This window comes from Streptomyces sp. CB02980, from assembly GCF_014451325.2.
Lineage (GTDB): Bacteria > Actinomycetota > Actinomycetes > Streptomycetales > Streptomycetaceae > Streptomyces.
This window is the reverse complement of sequence record NZ_JACSCH020000003.1, coordinates 405,493-425,615: the sequence shown is the minus strand read 5'-3', so window position 1 is coordinate 425,615 and position 20,123 is coordinate 405,493. Positions and strand designations below refer to the sequence as shown.

Here is a 20,123-nt window from a genome sequence, read left to right as displayed (position 1 = left end):
GCTTACTGCTTGCCGCAGTTCGAGGCCAGCTTCTGCTCCTCCGCGGTGAGGGTGGGACCCGGGGTCGGAGCGGCTGTGGTGGGCTTGGAGTCAGGGGTGGCGGTGCCGTCCGGCGTCTCGGCCGGCGGCTTGCTCGCCTGGTCGGCCGCCTTCTCGGCGGCCGCGCGGCGCTCCGCGGTCTTCTTGCAGGCCGAGGCCTGCACGGCCAGCTCGGAGATCTTCGTCTCGGCCTTGGCGAGGCTGCCGCCCGTGATCGTGTCCTCGACCTGCTTCTGCTGGTACGCGGGGAGGTACTTGAGTTCGATCTCGGGGTGGTCCTTCTCGACCTTCGACAGCGAGACCCAGGCGAGGTCCTGGCTGATGCCCTGGTACAGCGCCACGTGCTGGTCCTTGGACCCGACGAAGTACTGGGTCTGCGTCCAGCGCCAGCCGCCGTACAGCCCGCCGCCGATGACCGCGAGGACGAGGATCAGGAAGAAGGAGCGCTTCAGCCACTTGCGGCCCTTGCGCGGCTTCACGAAGTCGTCGTCGGTGTACGACTCGAAGGAGCCCTGCGGGGGCATTCCGCCGTAGCCGTGGCCGTCGCCGCTTCCGGGCGGGCCGAACCCGCCGGCGGGCGGCTGCTGGTGCGGGGCCGGGCGACCGAGTCCGGAGGCGCGGCCCGCCGGGGTCTGCATCGCCCCGCCGTCGTTCAGCTGGGCGGCCTGGTTCTCGGCGACCGCGCCCACGATGACCGGGGTGTCGCTGAGGTGACCGGCGAGGGTGTCGCCGCCGTCGACGTCCAGGACGTCGGCGACGATCACCGTGATGTTGTCGGGGCCGCCGCCGCGCAGGGCGAGCTGGATCAGCTCCTGCACGGTCTCCTGCGGGCCCTGGTAGCTGGCGAGGGTGTCCTCGAGCGTCTGGTGCGAGACCACGCCGGACAGGCCGTCGGAGCAGATCAGGTAGCGGTCGCCGGCCCGGACCTCACGGATGGAGAGGTCGGGTTCGACGTGGTCGCCACTGCCGAGCGCGCGCATGAGGAGCGAGCGCTGCGGGTGGGTGGTGGCCTCTTCCTCGGTGATCCGGCCCTCGTCGACGAGCCGCTGGACCCAGGTGTGGTCCTGGGTGATCTGGGTCAGCACACCGTCGCGGAGTAGATAGGCGCGCGAGTCGCCGACGTGCACCAGACCGAGCCGCTGGCCGGTCCACAGCAGGGCGGTGAGCGTGGTGCCCATGCCCTCGAGCTGCGGGTCCTCCTCGACCATCATCCGGAGCTGGTCGTTGGCGCGCTGCACCGCCGTACCGAGCGAGGTGAGGATGTCGGAGCCGGGGACGTCGTCGTCGAGCGTGACGAGGGTGGAGATCACCTCGGAGGAGGCGACCTCACCGGCGGCCTGGCCGCCCATGCCGTCGGCGATGGCGAGCAGCCGGGGGCCGGCGTAGCCGGAGTCCTCGTTGCCCTCGCGGATCATGCCCTTGTGCGAGCCCGCGGCGAATCGCAGGGACAGAGTCATGCGCACCTGCCCTGTCGACGCTGCATCGGGGTACAGCCGGTCTCGACCCACACTGCCCACCCTCCGGTCGCTCCGGTCACGCCGGTCGCTCCAGTCGCTCCGGTCGGGAGCCCGGCACGGCCTGTGGCGGGGACCGTCCCGACTCGCTCGCTCCGCTCGCGCCTATTCATGATGTAGCACTACTTCCGCAGCTCGATGACGGTCTTGCCGATGCGGATCGGCGCGCCCAGCGGAATGGGTGTGGCGGTGGTGAGGCGGGTCCGGTCGAGATACGTGCCGTTCGTGGACCCGAGATCCTCGACGATCCACTGGCCGTCCCGGTCCGGGTAGATCCTGGCGTGCCTGCTGGACGCGTAGTCGTCGTCCAGCACGATCGTCGAATCATGGGCCCGGCCCAGCGTGATCGTCTGCCCCTGGAGGGCGACGGTCGTGCCGGTGAGGGTGCCCTCGGACACGACCAGCTTGGTGGGGGCGCCGCGGCGCTGCCGCCCACCGCCCGCGCTCTGCTGGCCGCGCTGCTGCGGAGGCGCGGCGGCCTGCCGCGCCTGCTGCTGCTGAGGTCGCGCCTCTTGGCGCCGTGACCCGCGCTGGGTGACCCGCGTACCGAAGAGGTCGCTGCGGATGACCTGGACGGCCACGATGACGAACAGCCACAGAACGGCCAGGAAACCCAACCGCATGACCGTCAGGGTCAGCTCTGACATTGCCCCCGCTTCACCCTTCGGCTTGCCGGTAAACGATGGTGGTGCTGCCCACGACGATCCGCGAGCCGTCGCGGAGCGTAGCGCGGGTGGTGTGCTGCCCGTCCACCACGATGCCGTTGGTGGAACCCAGATCCTGGATCGTCGAGGGCGTTCCGGTCCGGATCTCGCAGTGCCGGCGGGAGACGCCGGGATCGTCGATCCTCACGTCCGCGTCGGTGCTGCGGCCGAGGACCAGGGTCGGGCGGGAGATCTGATGGCGGGTGCCGTTGATCTCGATCCAGCGGCGCACCTGGGCGCCCGCTCCCCCGTGCGTACCGGGCCCGGGGGCCGCGGGACGGCCCGCGGCGGCGGCCGCCGGCCGGTGGCCGGGAGCGCCGGGAGGCGGGGAGGCGGGCATGGGCGGGGCGCCGGCCGGGGGGTACCCGTATCCGCCGCGGCCCTGTCCCTGGCCCTGCTGCTGGTGAGGCTGCTGCTGGCCGCCCGCGGGCGGCTGCGACTGTGACGTACTCGACGCCAGGGTGCGGCTGCGGACGCGGTACAGACCGGTGTCGAGGTCCTCGGCCTTCTCCAGGTTGACCTTGATCGGTCCCATGAAGGTGTACCGCTGCTGCTTCGCGTAGTCCCTGACCAGGCCGGCGAGCTCGTCGCCGAGCTGACCCGAGTAGGGGCTGAGGCGCTCGTAGTCCGGCGCGCTCAGCTCCACGATGAAGTCGTTGGGGACGACGGTCCGCTCGCGGTTCCAGATCTGCGCGTTGTTGTCGCACTCGCGCTGGAGTGCGCCCGCGATCTCGACCGGCTGGACCTCGGACTTGAAGACCTTGGCGAAGGTGCCGTTGACCAGACCTTCGAGACGCTGCTCGAAACGCTTCATGACTCCCATGGGGCACCTCCTCCGTCGTTGTCGTCCTGGTACTGCTTACTGATCGTATCCACGCGTCGGGAAATCGGCTGGTTCCCCTTCTCTGCCCTGTGGACGAGTGTCACCTCTCACAGGCTTTCCCCAAGGATCGTAGAGGCGGCCTGTGGACAGTGTCCCGCACCCGGCTGTGGGAGCGGGGGCTCGGTCGAGGTCTGGAGGCGGTTCGGGGGTGGTTCGGGGCGATCCGGGGCCGGTTCGAGGGCGATCCGGTGCCGGATCGGGGCGGTCCCGGATGGTCCAGGGTGATGCATCCCTCTTCTTGCCCCTCCTCCCTCTTCTCCCCTTTCCTCCTCTTCATCCCTCTGCCTCCCTCCCGACTCTCCTTCTCCTGAGGTCCCTCCTCCACCCTCCTTCCCTCCTCCACGCATCTGTCCCTCCCTCACCTTGGTCTGCATGAGCGGAGGCCAAACAACGGATGTGAATCCACGGTCTGCGACGTGCTAATCTTCTGATGTCGCCAGGCGCTCGCACCGCAAAGTGAGAGAGTCCGGAGCACACCCAATGCGCGGGTGGCGGAATAGGCAGACGCGCTGGATTCAGGTTCCAGTGCCCGAAAGGGCGTGGGGGTTCAACTCCCCCCTCGCGCACCAGTATGAAACGGTCGGCATCGTGATCACGATGCCGACCGTTTTGTTTATCCCCTGATGTGACGAGGCGGTGTGGCCTCGGGCGGGGTGAGCGGTGGAGAGGCCGGGGTCAGAGCCCGGGGTCAGAGCCCGGGGTCGGAGGAACGCGAAAAGGGCCCGGCTGATGCCGGGCCCTTTTCTTCTCGTAGCGGGGACAGGATTTGAACCTGCGACCTCTGGGTTATGAGCCCAGCGAGCTACCGAGCTGCTCCACCCCGCGTCGGTAGTGCCACTCTACACAAGTCCGCGCCCGCTCCTTCCCGCACGCCATGACCAACGTCACACCGGGCGCCCGGGGGTGGTGTGTGTCATCGGATTCCCGCCCGTCCGAGCAAGGACGTGGGGCCGTGCCCGGTGAGCAGCCGGGTGTCCTCCGGGCAGAGGCCGGTGACCAGGCGGAGGGAGTCCTCCATGCTCGTCGGGCTCGCGGTCGGCGCGTCCGCGCGTCCCCGGCCGCTCGCGAGCAGGGTGTCGCCGGTGGCGAGCAGGGGCTCGTCGCCGCCGTCGAAGCGGAACATCACCGAGCCGCTGGTGTGGCCGGGCGTGTGCAGCACGGTGACGGGGCCGGCGGCGAAGGCCAGTTCGCCGCCCCGCTCGGGGAGTTCGCGCACCTCGTCGGGCTCCCGGTCCGGATGCCCGACGAGCAGGTCGCGGGGGAACGAGTCGGGCAGCCCCTTGGCGGGAGCGCCGAGTTGGTAGCGGTCGGCCGGGTGGATCCAGGCCGGGACGCCGTAGTGCCGGGCGAGCGGAACGGCGTCCCAGGTGTGGTCCATGTGGCCGTGGGTGATGAGGATGGCCTCGGGTTCGAGGCGGTGGGCGCGGACGGCCCGCAGGACCGCCTCCTGGGAGTCGTGCCCGGGATCGACGACGAGACAGGGATTTCCCGGTCCTGCGGCGACGATGTGGACGTTCGTTCCGAACATGCCGGTGGCGGCGGACAGGACGAGCATGCGCATGGCTGGGGACCTCCGTACGTTCAGCGCGCGCCGACCGGTTCCGGCAGGGCGGCGAGTTCGGCCAGGGCCTCCGGCGGGAGGGTCAGGGAGCCGGCCTCCACGTTGTCCTCCAGGTAGCGACGGGTCTTGGTGCCCGGGATGACGCCCACGTGCTCGCCCTGGGCCAGCACCCATGCGATCGCGACCTGGGCGACGGTCGCGCCGAGGCCGTCGGCCAGGGCCCGCACCCGGTCGACGATCGCCTGGTTGGCGGTGATGGCCTCGGGCTGGAACCGCGGGATCCGGTGCCGTGCGTCCGCCGTCGGCAGGTCCTCCGGGCTGCCGATCAGGCCGGACAGGAACCCCCGGCCGAGCGGGGCGAACGCGATGAACGCGATGCCCTCGTGCCCGCAGTACTCCACCACGCCGTCCTTCAGGGCGTCCCGGCTCCCCAGCGAGAGCTCGCTCTGCACGGACGCCACCGGGTGGATAGCGTGGGCCCGGCCGATCTCCGCGACCGAGGCCTCGGAGAGCCCGAGCGCGCCGAGCTTGCCCTCCTTCACCAGCTCCGCGAGCGTGCCCCAGCTCTCCTCGACCGGCACCTCGGGGTCGATGCGGTGCAGCTGGTAGAGGTCGATGTGGTCCACGTCGAGCCGCCGCAGGCTCGCGTCGACGGCGGCGCGCAGATGCGCGGGCCGGCCGTCACGGTGGCTCTTGTAGGTGGCCGGGTCGTCGACGACGAGCCCACCCTTGGTGGCGAGCAGGGCCTTCTCGCGATGGCCCTTGAGCGCCCTGCCGACCAGCAGTTCATTGGTGAACGGGCCGTACTGGTCCGCTGTGTCGATCAGATCGACGCCGAGGTCGATGGCATGCCGTACGACCCCGATGGACTCGCTCTCGTCCCGGCCCAGCTCGTCGTACCCCCACGACATGCCCATACAGCCGATGCCGACGGACGCGAAGGTCCGCTGCGAGCCGCCCAGTTGGATTCTGCGCATGGTCGTGCGCACCGCCTCTCCCGTTGTGCCCCCGTGGAGCCCTGTCCGCTCGTTTCGCGTGGCAGACGCCCCGTCATGTGAAGGCAGAACTCTGCCATACGGCATGGATATCCACTAGAGGCAGATATCTTGCCTATGGCAGAGCTCTGACATGTTTGAGCTGCTGGTGGAGAGGTGGGCGAGGGGCCGACGGCGGTGACGCTCCCCCTGGTTCGTCCTCTGTCTTATGGGAGACTATTGACATGGCGAAGACGACGACGGAGACGGTCGCCGCAGGTCGGCTCGGGCACACGATCAAGAGGGCCGAGCAGGCTCTGATCGGGCGCAAGACGGAGGCGCTGCGGGAGTTCGGTCTGACGGTGCCGCAGTACGCGGTCCTGATGCTGTTGTCGGTCTCGGACGGCATGTCCGCGGCGCAGCTGGCACGCGAGTGCATGGTCACGCCGCAGACGATGGCCACGGTTCTGACCAACCTGGAGAAGGCCGACCTGGTGGTACGGGAACCCTCGGAGCTGCACCAGAAGGTCGTGGTGAACCGGGCGACCCGGGCCGGCCGGGCCGTCGTGAAGAAGGCCGACAAGGCGGCGCTTCGCGTCGAGGGGGCGCTGGGCGCCGAGTTCACGCCCGAGGAGAGGGCGCGGTTCGAGGAGTACCTGGAGCGGGCGGTCGCCGTCCTGGGCTCGCTCGAATAGATAGGTCCGCGGCGGGTGGCGGGTGGCGGGTGCCGGATGGCGGCGGGCGCCGGGCGCCGGGGCGCCGGGCCACGGCCGGGCGCTGCGGGCTGCGGTCCGTGGGCCATGGGCCGTGGGTGGGCTTCCGGGGGCGCGACTTTTGTCGACGGGGGGTGCGACGAAAGAGGGACGACCCGGGACCGGGCTGCCGCCTACGGTGCGAGCGTGGACGTTATGCCGAAGTCGGGGACCCGGAGTTCGTACGGGATCGGGGCCGCGCTCGCCGCGGGGTGGGCGTGGTTCGCGGTGCCGGGGCAGTGGTCGGGGCGCAGGACCACCGGTGAGGTGGCACTCGCCGCGGTCGTCGCGCTGCTCGGCGCCGGGACCGAGGACCTCCTGGGTGGCGACGGCTGGGTGCTGGGCGCCGTCGCCGCCGGGTCCGCCCTGCTGTCCCTCGTGCGGCGCAGACTTCCCGCGAGCGTGCTCGTCCTCACCGCGGGACTCGCGCCCTTCGTGCCCGGCTTCGGGCCCCTGCTGCTGGTCGTCGGCTGGTCCTCCGGCCGGTACATCGCGGGGGCGGGCCGCGCGCTCGCCGCGTTCATCGCCGCCTTCGTCCTGAACGTCGGGGGGAGTCTCGTGGGGCCCTGGGAGGGGGGCCGGCTGCTCACCATCGCCCTCACGGCGACCCTTTACTACCTCGGCACCACCCTGGCCCCCGGACTCGCCCACCGCTACTGGACCCAGCGGCGGACCCTGCTGCACGCGCTCCAGGAGCGCAACGCCCAGCTGCTGCGGGAGCGGACCATGGTGGTCGGGCAGGCGCGGCTGCGGGAGCGGCAGCGGATCGCCCAGGACATGCACGACAGCCTCGGCCACCAACTGGCCCTGATCGCCGTCCACACCGGAGCCCTGGAGGTGGACCGGGAGCTGAGCGAGCGCCAGCGCGAGGTCGTCGGAGTCCTGCGGAACGCGTCGGTGACCGCGATGCACGAGCTGCGGGAGGTCGTCGGCATCCTGCGCGACGGGATCGAGGCCGCCGACGGTTCGACGGCGATGCCAGGACGGTCCGGGGACGAGACGGGCCGCGCGGCGCGGGGGATCGCGGGCATCGAGGGGCTCGTGGAGGCGGCGCGCACGGCCGGCACCTCGGTCGGCCTGAGACGGTCGGGGGAGGAGCGGTCACTGGCTCCGGCCGCCGACCACGCCGCGTACCGGATCGTGCAGGAGGCCCTCACCAACGCCTACAAGTACGCGCCGGGGGCGGCGATCGGCGTCGACCTGCGGTACGAACCGGACACCTTCGTCGTCGAGGTCCTCAACGAGAAGCCCACGGACGAGCCCGCGAAGGACGTGGTGAGCGGCGGGCAGGGGCTGACCGGTCTCGCCGAGCGGGCCCGGCTGGTGGGCGGCATGTGTCATGCGGGTCCGGCCGACGGCGGCGGGTTCCGGGTGGCCGGGATGCTGCCCTACGGGGCGGCGCCCCTCGCGGAAGCAGCGCCTTTGGTCGATGCGGCCGACGACTTCCGGCAGCAGACCACGAAACCGCTGGTGGGTGATGGTCGTCCGGTCGTGGTCGGACCGGCCGACTGGACATTCACGGAGCGGGAGCTGGCCATGGCGGTGCGTGGGGGCAGGAGCAGAAGCACGGGCGGTTCGATCGCGCTGGGCTGCGGGATCGCGTTCGCGGCGTTCGTCCTGCTGGTGGTGGCGGCGGGCTTCGGTCTCTACTTCCTCATGGGATCGGTGAAGGAAGGGATGATCGAGCCCGCGCAGTACGACGCGGTGAAGGTCGGGGCGCTGGAGAAGGAGGTGCGCGGCCAACTCCCGTCAGGCGACACGATCGCCACCGCCGGCCTCAGCGGCAAGGGACCGGCTCAGCCGGAGGGCGCCGAGTGTCTGGTGCTGATGTCCTCGGAGTTCAGCGACACCTTCGACAAGGAGCCTGTTTTCCGGTTCTGCTTCAAGGACGGCAAGCTGATCGAGAAGAAGTCGTACGAGGTCGAGGCGCGTTAGCGCCGACCCGCCCGTACCGGAGCCGTGGGGAGTAGCTGTGGCAGGGCAGCCCATCAGGGTCGTGATCGCCGACGACGAGCCGTTGATCAGGGCCGGGATCCGGATGATCCTCACCTCCGACCCGGAGATCGAGGTCGTCGCCGAGGCCGCCAACGGCCGGGAGGCGGTCGAGGTGACCCGGGCGCACGCCGCCGACGTGGTGCTGCTCGACATCCAGATGCCGGTGCTCGACGGCCTCTCCGCGCTGCCCGAGCTGCGCCGGGCGGCGCCGGCGGCCCGGGTGATCGTCCTGACGACCTTCGGGGAGCGGGACAACGTCCTGCGGACCCTGGAGCACGGGGGCGCCGGGTTCCTGCTGAAGGACACGGCGCCCGCGGAGCTGATCCGGGCGGTACGGGCTGCCGCGGCGGGCGACGCGTATCTGTCACCGGCGGCGACCCGGCATGTCGTGGAGCGGCTCGCCACGGGCCGGGAGGCGGCCCGCGCCGAGGAGGCGCGGGGGCGGGTCGCGGGCCTGAGCGAGAAGGAGCGCGATGTGCTGGCGCTGCTCGGCGAAGGGCTCTCCAACGCGGACGCGGGGAAGCGGCTGCACATGAGCGAGGCCACGGTGAAGACGTATGTGAGCCGGATCCTCGCCAAGCTGGACTGCGAGAACCGGGTCCAGGCGGCACTGCTCGCACGGGACGCGGGGTTGTAGCGGGGCCGTAGCGGGGCTGTGGGAGCGGGCCGCGGCGCGCTGCTCACGGCGGGCAGGGGGCGAGGGGGAAGAGGAGACGGACGAGGGGGCCGGAGGAGGGGACGGAGGAGGCCGTCGCCGTCCGAAGAGTTATCCACAGGCCCTTGTCCACAGGGGGAGACGACCGCTCGGGTACGGCGGTACCGTCAGGCCGGATGATGTTGGACTTTCGCATCGGGGGAGGGCAGGCCATGGACGACAACCAGGTCGTCATGCCGGGACAGCGCGGCACGGACGGAGCACCGGACGGAGGGTCGGACAGCGGCTCGGACGGCGTGCGCGTGCCGCACGTGCCGGGCTTCGCCCGCCGCGCCGCCGTCGGCGGCGCCACCGCCGGAGCCGCGGCCTCCCCCAAGGAGCACGGCAAGGCACTGCGCGAGCGCGTCCCGCGCTCCGACCACCGGCAGCCCGCCCTCGCCGCCGACCGGCCCGACGCCGTCCGCGCCGTCGAGGAGTCGAACCGGGACCGCGTCCCCGAACTCGCACCGATACGGGTCGGCAGGATGGCGGCCAGCCCCTTCACCTTCCTGCGCGGAGCCGCCGGGCTCATGGCCCAGGACCTCGCCGGCACCCCCGTCACCGGGATCGCCGCCCAGCTGTGCGGCGACGCCCACGCGGCCAACTTCGGGCTCTACGGAGACGCGCGCGGCCGGCTCGTCATGGACCTCAACGACTTCGACGAGACCGTCGTCGGCCCCTGGGAATGGGACCTCAAGCGGCTGGCCACCTCCCTTGTCCTCGTCGGCCGGGAAGTGGGAGCGAGCGAGGACGTGTGTCGGGCCGCCGCCTTCGACACCGTCGGCGCCTACCGGCGCACCATGCGGCTGCTCGCCCGCCTCCCCACCCTCGACGCGTGGAACGCCATCGCCGACGAGGAGCTCGTCTCCCACACCGACGCCCGTGACCTCCTCGGCACCCTGGAACGGGTCTCCGCCAAGGCCCGCAACAACACCAGCGCCCGGTTCGCCGCTCGCTCCACCGAGGCCGTCACCGACGCCGAGGGCGGCGGCCGCCGCTTCGTGGACGCTTCCCCGGTCCTGCGCAGGGTCCCGGACGCCGAGGCGGCCGCCGTCGCCGCCTCCCTCGGCCCCTACCTGGAGACCGTGTCCGAGGACCGGCTGCCGCTCCTCGCGCGGTACGCCGTCCACGACGTCGCCTTCCGGGTCGTGGGAACCGGCAGCGTCGGCACCCGCTCGTATGTCGTGCTCCTCCTCGACCACCGGGGCGAGGCACTCGTCCTCCAGGTGAAGGAGGCCCGTCCGTCCGCTCTGCTGCCCCATCTGCCGACCGCCGGATTCACCGTGCCGGACCCCGGCCACGAAGGGCGGCGCGTGGTGCTCGGGCAGAAGCGCATACAGGTCGTGAGCGACATCCTGCTCGGATGGACCACGGTGGAGGGGCGCCCCTTCCAGGTGCGCCAGTTCCGCAACCGCAAGGGCAGCGTCGATCCCGCCGCACTCACCGTGGACCAGGTCGACGACTACGGCCGGATGACCGGGGCCCTGCTGGCCCGCGCCCACGCCCACAGTGCCGACCCGCGCCTGATAGCCGGGTACTGCGGGAAGAACGAGGAGTTCGACGAGGCCGTCGCCGCGTTCGCCGTCTCCTACGCGGACCGCACCACCGCCGACCACGCCGACCTGCTCACCGCTGTCCGAGCGGGCCGCATAGCGGCAGAACTGGGCGTCTGACCGACGCCCCGACAAGGCCGGAGGCCGCGCCGACGCGACGCCGCGGCCCGGGGAGGACACGCGCGGCGGCTTGGCGTCCCTGTCCGGGGCGCGAGGGGGAGGGTGGGGAGGGGGAGGGGAGGGGGGAGGCCCCCTCGGAAGGACCGTAGGCTGGGTGGGACGAGCCGGAACGAGGACGTGGGCGGGCGTAGACGTGAGCGAGCACCAGGGTGCGAACGAGGGCCCCGAGAGCGAGCGGCCTCAGGACGAGCCGTCCCGGAGCGAGTCGCCGGAGCAGGAGCCGGGCCGGGACGAGCCGCTTGCGAGCGGGGCGCCGCAGGCTGAGCAGGACGAGCGGCCCGAGGCGCGGCTTGAGCGCGCTGTGCGGGTGGCCGAGCAGGCGTTGATCGAGTTCGAGATCGCTGTCGAGACCTTCCGTGTCGAGGTGGACAACTTCTCGCGGCTGCACCACCAGAAGCTCGGCCCGATGTACGCGCGGCTCGACGAGCTCGATGCCCGGATCGCCGAGGCGCGGGCGGCGCGGACCGGTGACCCCGAGGATCTGCGGCGTGCGCAGGAGGCGCGGGCCGCGGTCATGCCGATGCCCGGGGTGGACGAGCTGTTCCACGACTGGATCGACTCCGACGGCTTCTCCCCCGAGGCCGAGGCCATGCTCACCGACCGTCCGGTGCGGCCGCCGAAGCGCGTCCGTCCCAACGAGGAGGTCCGCAGGCTCTACCGGGAGCTGGCCCGCAAGGCCCACCCCGACCTGGCCCGCGAGGAGGACGAGCGGAAGCGCCGCGAGGAGTTCATCACGCGGGTGAACGCCGCCTACGCCCGCGGTGACGAGGCCGTCCTTCGCGAGCTGTCCGCCGAGTGGGAGGCCGGTCCCGTGCCGGCCGAGGAGCGGCTCAGCGAGAGCGAGGAGCTGTACGCGCGCCTCGAGTGGCTGGCGCAGCGCAAGGACATGCTGTCGACGCTGGCGCGCGAGCTGGAGGAGAGCGCGATCGGCGCGATGCTGCGGATGGCACCGGAGGACCCGGACCGTCTCCTGGAGGAGATCGCGGAGCAGCTGCTCGCGCAGGTCTCCGAGCGGGAGAGCGAGCTGGCCGGGCTGGTGCAGTAGGTTTTTCCGTGCGCTCGAGACCCTTCGAGCGGTACTGATCGAGAGAAGGCCGGCCCCATGAATTTCTCCCCTCTGCCCTCGGTGGACGCGGCTTCCGTGCCGGCCGATGCCCTGGTGCTGGACGTCAGGGAGGACGACGAGTGGGCGGCCGGGCATGTCGACGGTGCGCTGCACGTGCCGATGAGCGACTTCGTGGCCCGCTTCGGTGAGGTGACCGAGGCGGTGGCCGAGCGCGGTCGCGCGTATGTGATGTGCCGGGTGGGTGGCCGGTCGGCGCAGGTCACGCAGTATCTGGTGCAGCAGGGCTTCGACGCGGTGAACGTCGAGGGCGGCATGCTCGCCTGGGACGGTGCCGGGCGCCCGATGGTGGCGGGTACCGGAAGCCCGGCTTTCGTTCTCTGACGTTCTCCGGGCTGTCCCGAGCGGTTCCGGCGGGCTCAGTCGAGGGGGTGGGCGGCCAGGAGGTCGCCCAGGGCGTCCTCGTGGGCCGCGGCGGGGCCGAGCGACAGCTCCAGGTGTTTGGCCCAGGCGTGGAAGCGGTGCAGCGGGTAGTCGGTGTCGGCGCCGAAGCCGCCGTGCAGGTGCTGAGCGGTCTGCACCACCCGTCGTACGCCTTCGGAGGCCCAGATCTTCGCGACGGCGATGTCCCCCTCGGCGGGGAGTGCCGCTTCGGCTCCGCTGGACAGGCGCCACGCGGCCTGCCAGAGGGTGACCTCCATGGCGCGCAGGTCGATGTAGCGGTCGGCGGTCTGGACGGCGACGGCCTGGAAGGTGGCGACGGGGTGGCCGAACTGTTCGCGTTTTCCGGTGTATTGGCTCGTCATGGTGAGGACGGCCTCGCCGAGGCCGAGGGCGAGCGCGCAGGTGCCGGTGGTGAGGAGTCCGCGCAGCCGGTCCCAGGCGCCTTCGGTGTCGATGACGTCGGTGCTGTCGAGGCGGACGGCGTCGAGCCGTAGTTCCGCGAGGAGTTCGCCGCTGGTGGAGTACTGCGCGGTGAGGGCCAGTCCGTCGTGTGTGCGGGGCAGCAGGGCGAGGACGGTGGCGCCGTCGGGGGTGTGTGCCGGTACGGCGATGAGGTCGGCGCCGTGGGCCCAGGGGACGGCGGTCTGCAGGCCGTCGAGGATCCAGTCGGTGCCGTCGCGGCGGGCGGTGACGGCGCGTTCGGCGGGGTCGTGGCCGGTGCGTCCCTGGGAGGCGGCGGTGAGGACGAGTTCGCCGCGGCTCACGCGGGGGAGTAGTTCGGCGGCCGTCTTCGGGGGTGCGTACCGCTCGACGGTCATGGCGACGGCGCTGGTCTCCAGGAGGGGGACGCGGGCCAGGACGCGGGCCGATTCGCGCAGGACGAGGCAGAGGGCGACGGGGTCGAGCCCGCCGCCGCCGTGCTCCGGGGACACCACGAGGCCGAGGAGGTCGGCGGCGGCGAGGCGGGACCAGAGCGGTCGGTCGAGGTCCTCGGAGACGGCGCCCGGGGTGAGGGCGGGGCTCGGTACCGCGTCGGGCGTGACGCCCGAGAAGACCGCCTTGGCGGCCTCTACGGCCGCCTGCTGCTCTTCGGTGAAGGTGAAGTCCACTGCCCTGCCCTCCCGTTGTGCCCCTGCTGGTCCTGACGGTTCGTCAAGATAGAACAGGTTCTAGTGGAAGGGAATGGCGGCGCCACAGTCGGGTCTTGGCCGTGGCGCCGGCTCCTCTTGCGTCAGCGGTCGAAGTCCAGCTCCACGTCCGGGGTGACCGGGTGGGACTGGCAGGCCAGGACGTATCCGGCTTCGGTCTCGTCCGGTTCCAGCGCGAAGTTGCGGTCCATCCGGACCTCTCCGCCGACGAGGAAGGCACGGCAGGTGCCGCACACTCCGCCCTTGCAGGCGTACGGGGCGTCCGCGCGGGAGCGGAGCACCGTGTCGAGGAGGGTCTCGCCGCGGTCCACAGGCCAGGTGCCGGACCGGCCGTGCAGGGTCGCGGTCAGCGTGGCGTGCGCGGGGGTGTCGGCGGTGGGGACCGGGGCGGGCGCGGAGCCGTCGTCGACGTGGAAGATCTCCTGGTGGATCCGGCCGCGGTCGACCCCGAGGCCGCGCAGGGCCTGCTCGGCGCCCTGGACGAGCCCGAAGGGGCCGCAGAGGAACCAGCCGTCGATGGCCTCGACGGGCAGCAGCGAGGGCAGGAGCGCGGCGAGCCGCTCACGGTCGAGCCGGCCGGACGGCAGACCCGCCTGCTGCTCCTCCCGGGAGAGGACGGTGACCAGCTGGAAGCGGTCGGGGTAGCGGTCCTTCAGGTCGGCGACCTCGTCGAGGAACATCGTGGACGCGGCGGTGCGGTCGCTGCGGATCAGGCAGAACCGGGCCTCGGGCTCGCGGGCGAGCAGGGTGGCAGCGATCGACAGGACCGGGGTGATGCCGCTGCCGCCGACGACGGCCGCGAAGTGGCCGGGGCGCGGGGCGAGGGTGAAGCGGCCCATCGGTTCCATGACCTCGACGAGGTCGCCGGCGGCAAGCTCCTTGAGGGCGTACGTCGAGAAGGCGCCGCCGTCGACGAGCCGGATGCCGACGCGCAGGACGGGGGCTTCGCCGGCCGGGGTGGCGGGGGCGCAGATCGAGTACGTGCGCCGGATCTCCTCCCCGTGCTCGCCGGTGCGGCGCAGGGCGAGGTGCTGGCCGGGGAGGTGCCGGTACGTGTCGTGGAGCTCGGGCGGGACGGCGAAGGTGACCGCCACGGAGTCGTCCGTGAGCTGCTCGACCTCGCTCACCCTGAGGGGGTGGAACCCGGCCCGTCCGCCGGTCCGGGCGCCCACGCCTGAGGACTCCATCTACAGCTCCTTGAAGTGGTCGAACGGTTCGCGGCAGGCGGTGCAGCGGCGCAGGGCCTTGCACGCGGTGGAGGAGAAGCGGCTGAGGAGTTCGGTGTCGGTGGAGCCGCAGTTCGGGCAGCGGATCGCCAGGGTCAGCGGTATCGGGCCGCCGGCCGGGCCCTGGGGGCGCGGTGGTGCGACGCCGAACTCGGCGAGCTTGCGCCGTCCTTCCTCGCTGATGTCGTCGGTGGACCAGGCGGGGGCGAGGACCGTGACGACGGAGACCTCCGGCACTCCGTGCTCGTGGAGTGCGCGCTCGATGTCCGAGGACATGGTCTCGACGGCGGGGCAGCCGGTGTACGTCGGGGTGAGGGCGACTTCGACCCGGCCGGGTCCCGTGACGTGGACGCCGCGCAGGACGCCGAGCTCCGCCAGGGTGAGCACGGGCAGTTCGGGGTCGAGGACGGCGCCGGCGATCCGGCTCAGCTCCTCCTCCAGGGCCGTCATGGTCACCATGTCGCCCCCGGGTGGCTGCGGTGCAGGTGCTGCATCTCGGCGATCATCCGTCCGAACGACTCGGTGTGGAGTCCCTGTCGGCCGGCTCCCGCGGCCCAGGCGCCGGTGCGCGGCCCCTCGGGCAGGGTGAGTGTGGCCCTGCCGAGGACGTCGGTGACCGAGGCCAGCCAGGTGCTCTCCATGGCCGCGTGGTCCACGTCGACTCCCTCGACGGGCTGGAACAGTTCGCCCGTGTACCGCCAGAGGGTGTCGCAGGCCCGCTGCATGCGGCGGTGGCTCTCTTCGGTGCCGTCGCCGAGGCGCAGTGTCCAGTGCTCTGCGTGGTCCTGGTGGTAGGCGACCTCCTTGACGGCCTTGGCCGCGAGGCCGGCGAAGGGTCCGTCGCCGGAGGCCAGCTGTCCGTAGAGAAGCCGCTGGTAGGTGGAGAAGTAGAGCTGCCGGGCGATGGTGTGGGCGAAGTCGCCGTTCGGCTGCTCGACCAGCTGGGCGTTCCGGAAGGAGCGCTCCTCGCGGAGGTATGCCAGCTCGTCCTCGTCGCTGACGAGGGAGAGCAGGACGCGGGCCTGGCCGAGGAGGTCGAGCGCGATGTTGGCCAGGGCGACGTCCTCCTCCAGGACGGGGGCGGAGCCCGCCCACTCTCCCAGGCGGTGGGAGAGGATGAGGGCGTCGTCGCCGAGGGCGAGGGCGGCGCCGGTGATCACGGCGGCCCCGCTCGTGGCCGGGGTGGTGCTCACAGGTGCTTCACCCCCTCCGGGATCTCGTAGAACGTCGGGTGGCGGTAGGGCTTGTCCGCGGCCGGCTCGAAGAACGGGTCCTTCTCGTCGGGCGAGGAGGCGGTGATCTCCGTGGAGGGCACGACCCAGATCGACACGCCCTCGCTCCTGCGGGTGTACAGGTCACGGGCGTTGCGCAGGGCCATCTCCGCGTCGGGTGCGTGGAGACTGCCCGCGTGGGTGTGGGACAGTCCGCGGCGGGAGCGCACGAACACCTCCCACAGCGGCCAACCGTCGCTCGTCATGCCTGTGCCTCCCCGTGCTTGCCGGTGTGCTGGTGCTGCTCGGCGTGGTGCTTGTCCACGCGGTGCTTCTCCGCGTGGGCCGCCGCGGCCTCTCTGACCCAGGCGCCGTCCTCGTGGGCCTGGCGCCGGCGGCTCAGCCGCTGTTCGTTGCACGGGCCGTTGCCCTTGAGGACGTCCCAGAACTCGGCCCAGTCGATGGCGCCGAAGTCGTGGTGCCCGCGCTCCTCGTTCCACCGGAGGTCGGGGTCGGGGAGGGTGAGTCCGAGGGCCTCGGCCTGGGGCACGGCGATGTCGACGAAGCGCTGCCGCAGCTCGTCGTTGGAGTGCCGCTTGATCTTCCAGGCCATGGCCTGGGCGGTGTGGGTGGACTCGTCGTCCGGCGGGCCGAACATCATCAGTGAGGGCCACCACCAGCGGTTCACGGCGTCCTGCGCCATGGCGTGCTGGGCCTCGGTGCCATGGGAGAGGGCGAGCAGTGCCTCGTACCCCTGGCGCTGGTGGAAGGACTCCTCCTTGCAGACCCTGACCATCGCGCGGGCGTAAGGCCCGTAGGAGCAGCGGCACAGCGGGACCTGGTTGGTGATCGCGGCGCCGTCCACGAGCCAGCCGATCGCGCCGACGTCGGCCCAGGTGAGCGTGGGGTAGTTGAAGATCGAGGAGTATTTCTGGCGGCCCGAGTGGAGCTTGTCGAGCAGCTCGTCGCGGCTGGTGCCGAGGGTCTCCGCCGCGCTGTACAGGTACAGGCCGTGGCCGGCCTCGTCCTGGACCTTGGCCATGAGGATCGCCTTGCGCCGCAGCGAGGGCGCGCGGGTGATCCAGTTCGCCTCCGGCTGCATGCCGATGATCTCGGAGTGGGCGTGCTGCGCGATCTGCCGGACGAGCGAGGCGCGATAGGCCTCGGGCATCCAGTCGCGCGGCTCGATCCGCTCGTCGGCGGCCACTGCGGCGTCGAACACGGCCTCGTAGGCGGCCTGCTCCGCCGCCACGGCCACGTCCGACGCGCCGGGCGCGCCCGTGGTCTCTGCCGTCCCTGCCGTCACTGCGGTCATCGGACTCCCTACCGACCGATCGTTCGGTTGAATAGCTTCAATGGTGAGTCGGCGGCCCGTATGGTGTCAACCCTGTGGATAACCGAGGTGGGCCGATCGAGATCGGGGCGGGATGGACGCGTACGTCGAAAAAGGCGCCGCTGACGCGGACGACGGCCGTCCGACGCCCCCGGCGGACACCGGGAACGAGGCCCCGTCGGGCCCCGTGGCAGAGCCCGTCCCGGGCTCTGCGGCCGATGGCCCGGACGCGTCGCCCGCGGCGGAACCCGCGGGCGTCGGGATCATGGCCCTGTCGATGCCCTACCAGGTCGTCCTCGCCGTGGCGCTCGCCGTCGCCGGGGTCTTCGCGTGCGTCCATCTGGCGATGGTGTTCCTGCACGTCGCGCCGTCCAACACGCTGACCAAGCGGCACGGCCAGGCGGTCGACGACTGGGTCTATCCCGAGTTCGAACAGAACTGGAAGCTCTTCGCGCCCAACCCGCTCCAGCAGAACGTCTCCGTCGAGGTCCGGGCCGAACTCGTCGCCGCCGACGGCAGCCGCCGCACCACCGGCTGGATCGACCTCACCGCCCAGGACGCCGAGGCGATCCGGCACAACCCGATGCCCAGCCACGCCCAGCAGAACGAGCTCCGGCGGGCCGTGGACTTCTATCTCAACTCGCACTCCGAGGACCACACCCCCAACGGGATGCGCGGCCGCCTCTCGGAGGAGTACATGCGCCGGATCGCGATGCTCCGTCTCGCGGACCGGTCCGGTGACGTGGAGCGCGTCCAGCTGCGTACCGTCACCCGGGCGGTCCCCGCCCCCACGTGGAGCTCCGAGAAGAACGACACCGCTCCCTCCTACCGCGACTTCCCGTGGTGGCCGGTCACCGACGCCGACCGGCCCGCCGGGGCCGGCAGAAGCCGCACGGAGGCGGGCCGATGAGCACTCCCACCCCCACGCCCGCGCGTGGCCGGGCCCGCGAGCCCTTCGACCGTCGGCTCGCCCGCGCCGTCCAGAACGTCACGGGCCGCTCCCTCGGCCCGTACCAGACCGCGATCGTGCGGATCGGCTTCTCGCTGACCTGGCTGGTCTTCCTGCTGCGCGAGCTGCCGTTCCGGCACGAGCTGTACGGCCCCGGGGGCCCCTGGTCCTGGGAGATGGCCCGCCGGCTGGTCGCCGACAACCGGTCCTTCACCGTGCTCATGTGGTCGGACGGCCGGCTCTGGTTCGAGCTCGTCTACGGGCTCGCCGTGCTCTCGGCCGTACTGCTCCTGCTCGGCTGGCGCACCCGCGCCGTGTCGGTGGTCTTCATGGCAGGCGTGCTCTCGCTGCAGAACCGGTCTGTTTTCGTCGGCGACGGCGGCGACAACGTCCTCCACCTCGCCGCGATCTACCTCGTGCTGACCCGCTGTTCCCAGGTGTGGTCCCTCGACGCCCGGCGGGCCGCCCGCGAGGCCCGCGCCGCCGAGGCCGGTGAACTCCCGCGCCACGATCGCGTCGGCCCCCTCCTGTGGACGGTGCTCGGCGGCTTCCTCCTCGCCACCACCTGGTTCAGCGAGGTCACCGGCGAGTGGTGGCTGCCGGTGCTGCTGTGGGTCCTGTGGCTGGGGAACGGCCTGTGGTGGCTGGTGTGCCGGTTTGCGCCCGGGGAGCCGCGCACCCTGCTCGACGCCCTCGCGAACCTCGCGCACAACGCGGCCCTCTTCGTGATCATGGCGGAGGTCTGTCTGATCTACGCCACGGCAGGCTGGTACAAGATCCAGGGCTCGCGGTGGCAGGACGGCACCGCGCTGTTCTACCCGCTCAACCTCGACTACTTCACGCCCTGGCCCGCCCTCTCCGAGCTGCTCGGGACCAGCGGGGTCATGGTGATGCTGCTGACCTACGGCACGGTGATCGTGCAGGTCGCCTTCCCGTTCACGCTCTTCCACCGCAAGGTCAAGAACGTGCTGCTCGTCGCGATGATGCTGGAGCACGCCGGGATCGCGGTGCTCCTCGGGCTGCCGGTCTTCTCGCTCGCGATGATCTCCGCCGACGCCGTGTTCCTGCCGACGCCGTTCCTGGTGGCGCTCGGCGCCCGGGTCGTACGGGGCAGGGACCGGCTGTGGCGGCGGACACCCGCCGGGACGGTGCCGGAGCAGCGCCGTACGGGTGAGGAGCACGGTCCCCGTACCCTCGTCGGGTGAGCACCACCGAAGAGACGGCAGCGCCCGAGGCGTCGGAGCCGGTCCAGTACGACGAGGGTTTCGGCCCCGAGATCGGCGTCGGGCCGCACCCCGAGCCATGGCCCGAGGACGAGCGGTACGACCCCGAGCTGCTCGCCGACGGCGACCGGCGCAATGTCGTGGACCGCTACCGGTACTGGACGCGGGAGGCGGTCGTCGCCGACCTGGACACCCGGCGGCACGACTTCCACGTGGCCGTGGAGAACTGGGGCCACGACTTCAACATCGGCTCGGTGGTACGGACGGCCAACGCGTTCCTCGCGAAGGAGGTCCACATCGTGGGCCGGCGGCGCTGGAACCGGCGCGGCGCCATGGTCACCGACCGCTACCAGCACGTCCGGCACCACCCGGACACCGAGTCGCTGACCTCGTGGGCGGCGGCCGAGGGCATCCCGGTCATCGGCATCGACAACCTGCCGGGCGCCGTACCCCTTGAGCGGACCGTGCTGCCCCGCCGTTGTGTGCTGCTCTTCGGCCAGGAGGGTCCGGGGCTCACCGAGGAGGCCCGCGCCCATGTGCAGACGGTCTGCTCGATCGCCCAGTTCGGCTCGACCCGCTCGATCAACGCGGGAGCGGCCGCCGCCATCGCCATGCACGCGTGGGTCCAGCGCTACGCGGAGATCGAGGCCCCCTAGGGGGTGCCGCGTGGAGGCCCC

General features: G+C 71.8%; 20 protein-coding genes and 2 tRNA genes. 10 read left to right on the top strand and 12 right to left on the bottom strand.

Annotated elements, in window-relative coordinates:
• Nucleotides 1-2: 2 nt before the first annotated feature.
• The 3 genes from E0F75_RS08870 to E0F75_RS08860 form a co-directional block, all read right to left on the bottom strand.
• A complete protein-coding gene (locus tag E0F75_RS08870; protein ID WP_187621937.1) occupies nucleotides 3-1,496 on the bottom strand; it encodes a Stp1/IreP family PP2C-type Ser/Thr phosphatase in 1,494 nt (497 codons plus the stop codon).
• 179 nt (nucleotides 1,497-1,675) lie between these two features.
• Nucleotides 1,676-2,200 carry an FHA domain-containing protein gene (locus E0F75_RS08865; RefSeq protein WP_030549817.1) on the bottom strand — a complete coding sequence of 175 codons (525 nt, stop codon included), beginning with the start codon at nucleotides 2,198-2,200 and terminating at the stop codon, nucleotides 1,676-1,678.
• A 10-nt stretch (nucleotides 2,201-2,210) separates the two neighbouring features.
• On the bottom strand, nucleotides 2,211-3,080 hold the full coding sequence (locus E0F75_RS08860; protein WP_187621936.1) for a DUF3662 and FHA domain-containing protein: 870 nt from the start codon (nucleotides 3,078-3,080) through the stop codon (nucleotides 2,211-2,213).
• A gap of 542 nt (nucleotides 3,081-3,622) precedes the next feature.
• On the opposite strand from E0F75_RS08860, the gene E0F75_RS08855 reads away from it, so the two are divergent.
• A tRNA-Leu gene (locus tag E0F75_RS08855) sits at nucleotides 3,623-3,709 on the top strand.
• 182 nt (nucleotides 3,710-3,891) lie between these two features.
• On the opposite strand, the gene E0F75_RS08850 is transcribed toward E0F75_RS08855, so the two are convergent.
• The 3 genes from E0F75_RS08850 to E0F75_RS08840 form a co-directional block, all read right to left on the bottom strand.
• Nucleotides 3,892-3,965: transfer RNA gene (locus E0F75_RS08850), tRNA-Met, on the bottom strand.
• An 88-nt stretch (nucleotides 3,966-4,053) separates the two neighbouring features.
• Entirely contained in the window at nucleotides 4,054-4,701 is a 648-nt protein-coding gene (locus tag E0F75_RS08845; RefSeq protein WP_187621935.1) for an MBL fold metallo-hydrolase, read from the bottom strand.
• A 20-nt stretch (nucleotides 4,702-4,721) separates the two neighbouring features.
• Entirely contained in the window at nucleotides 4,722-5,678 is a 957-nt protein-coding gene (locus E0F75_RS08840; RefSeq protein WP_187621934.1) for an aldo/keto reductase, read from the bottom strand.
• A gap of 242 nt (nucleotides 5,679-5,920) precedes the next feature.
• Here E0F75_RS08840 and E0F75_RS08835 point away from each other — a divergent pair, with 242 nt between their 5' ends.
• The 6 genes from E0F75_RS08835 (at nucleotide 5,921) to E0F75_RS08810 (ending at nucleotide 12,296) form a co-directional block, all read left to right on the top strand.
• Nucleotides 5,921-6,370, top strand: coding sequence for a MarR family winged helix-turn-helix transcriptional regulator (locus tag E0F75_RS08835; protein WP_187621933.1), 450 nt, complete (start codon nucleotides 5,921-5,923; stop codon nucleotides 6,368-6,370).
• A gap of 213 nt (nucleotides 6,371-6,583) precedes the next feature.
• A complete protein-coding gene (locus E0F75_RS08830; protein WP_187622169.1) occupies nucleotides 6,584-8,362 on the top strand; it encodes a sensor histidine kinase in 1,779 nt (592 codons plus the stop codon).
• Between the two features lie 37 nt (nucleotides 8,363-8,399).
• The gene (locus E0F75_RS08825; RefSeq protein ID WP_187621932.1) at nucleotides 8,400-9,059 is read left to right on the top strand and encodes a response regulator transcription factor; all 660 of its coding nucleotides are present in this window, start codon (nucleotides 8,400-8,402) and stop codon (nucleotides 9,057-9,059) included.
• A gap of 230 nt (nucleotides 9,060-9,289) precedes the next feature.
• Nucleotides 9,290-10,789 carry a DUF2252 domain-containing protein gene (locus E0F75_RS08820; protein WP_187621931.1) on the top strand — a complete coding sequence of 500 codons (1,500 nt, stop codon included), beginning with the start codon at nucleotides 9,290-9,292 and terminating at the stop codon, nucleotides 10,787-10,789.
• Nucleotides 10,790-11,150: 361 nt separating this feature from the next.
• The gene (locus E0F75_RS08815) at nucleotides 11,151-11,894 is read left to right on the top strand and encodes a hypothetical protein (protein WP_106975874.1); all 744 of its coding nucleotides are present in this window, start codon (nucleotides 11,151-11,153) and stop codon (nucleotides 11,892-11,894) included.
• A gap of 57 nt (nucleotides 11,895-11,951) precedes the next feature.
• On the top strand, nucleotides 11,952-12,296 hold the full coding sequence (locus E0F75_RS08810) for a rhodanese-like domain-containing protein (protein ID WP_187621929.1): 345 nt from the start codon (nucleotides 11,952-11,954) through the stop codon (nucleotides 12,294-12,296).
• A gap of 35 nt (nucleotides 12,297-12,331) precedes the next feature.
• Here E0F75_RS08810 and E0F75_RS08805 read toward each other — a convergent pair whose 3' ends face one another.
• From E0F75_RS08805 to paaA, 6 genes are all read right to left on the bottom strand, one after another.
• On the bottom strand, nucleotides 12,332-13,465 hold the full coding sequence (locus tag E0F75_RS08805) for an acyl-CoA dehydrogenase family protein (protein ID WP_187621928.1): 1,134 nt from the start codon (nucleotides 13,463-13,465) through the stop codon (nucleotides 12,332-12,334).
• 122 nt (nucleotides 13,466-13,587) lie between these two features.
• Entirely contained in the window at nucleotides 13,588-14,691 is a 1,104-nt protein-coding gene (locus E0F75_RS08800) for a 2Fe-2S iron-sulfur cluster-binding protein (RefSeq protein ID WP_187621927.1), read from the bottom strand.
• Nucleotides 14,692-15,189, bottom strand: a complete 498-nt coding sequence (gene paaD / locus E0F75_RS08795) for a 1,2-phenylacetyl-CoA epoxidase subunit PaaD (RefSeq protein WP_187621926.1) — start codon at nucleotides 15,187-15,189, stop codon at nucleotides 14,692-14,694.
• The gene (paaC, locus tag E0F75_RS08790) at nucleotides 15,183-15,923 is read right to left on the bottom strand and encodes a 1,2-phenylacetyl-CoA epoxidase subunit PaaC (protein WP_229312596.1); all 741 of its coding nucleotides are present in this window, start codon (nucleotides 15,921-15,923) and stop codon (nucleotides 15,183-15,185) included. The genes paaD and paaC overlap by 7 nt, the downstream gene beginning before the upstream one ends.
• Nucleotides 15,920-16,207 carry a 1,2-phenylacetyl-CoA epoxidase subunit PaaB gene (gene paaB, locus E0F75_RS08785; RefSeq protein WP_015034815.1) on the bottom strand — a complete coding sequence of 96 codons (288 nt, stop codon included), beginning with the start codon at nucleotides 16,205-16,207 and terminating at the stop codon, nucleotides 15,920-15,922. Before paaB ends, paaC begins: the two co-directional genes overlap by 4 nt.
• Nucleotides 16,204-17,256 (bottom strand): 1,2-phenylacetyl-CoA epoxidase subunit PaaA, encoded by a 1,053-nt coding sequence (paaA, locus tag E0F75_RS08780; RefSeq protein WP_229312595.1) that lies wholly within the window; start codon nucleotides 17,254-17,256, stop codon nucleotides 16,204-16,206. Before paaA ends, paaB begins: the two co-directional genes overlap by 4 nt.
• A 112-nt stretch (nucleotides 17,257-17,368) precedes the next feature.
• Between paaA and E0F75_RS08775 the strand changes: the two genes are divergently transcribed.
• Genes E0F75_RS08775 through E0F75_RS08765 form a run of 3 tightly spaced genes read left to right on the top strand, consistent with a single transcriptional unit; the run spans nucleotide 17,369 to nucleotide 20,102 of the window.
• Nucleotides 17,369-18,184 carry a DUF5819 family protein gene (locus E0F75_RS08775; RefSeq protein WP_187621925.1) on the top strand — a complete coding sequence of 272 codons (816 nt, stop codon included), beginning with the start codon at nucleotides 17,369-17,371 and terminating at the stop codon, nucleotides 18,182-18,184.
• On the top strand, nucleotides 18,181-19,428 hold the full coding sequence (locus E0F75_RS08770) for an HTTM domain-containing protein (protein ID WP_187621924.1): 1,248 nt from the start codon (nucleotides 18,181-18,183) through the stop codon (nucleotides 19,426-19,428). Before E0F75_RS08775 ends, E0F75_RS08770 begins: the two co-directional genes overlap by 4 nt.
• Nucleotides 19,425-20,102, top strand: coding sequence for a TrmH family RNA methyltransferase (locus tag E0F75_RS08765; protein WP_187621923.1), 678 nt, complete (start codon nucleotides 19,425-19,427; stop codon nucleotides 20,100-20,102). Before E0F75_RS08770 ends, E0F75_RS08765 begins: the two co-directional genes overlap by 4 nt.
• The last annotated feature ends 21 nt before the right edge of the window (nucleotides 20,103-20,123 follow it).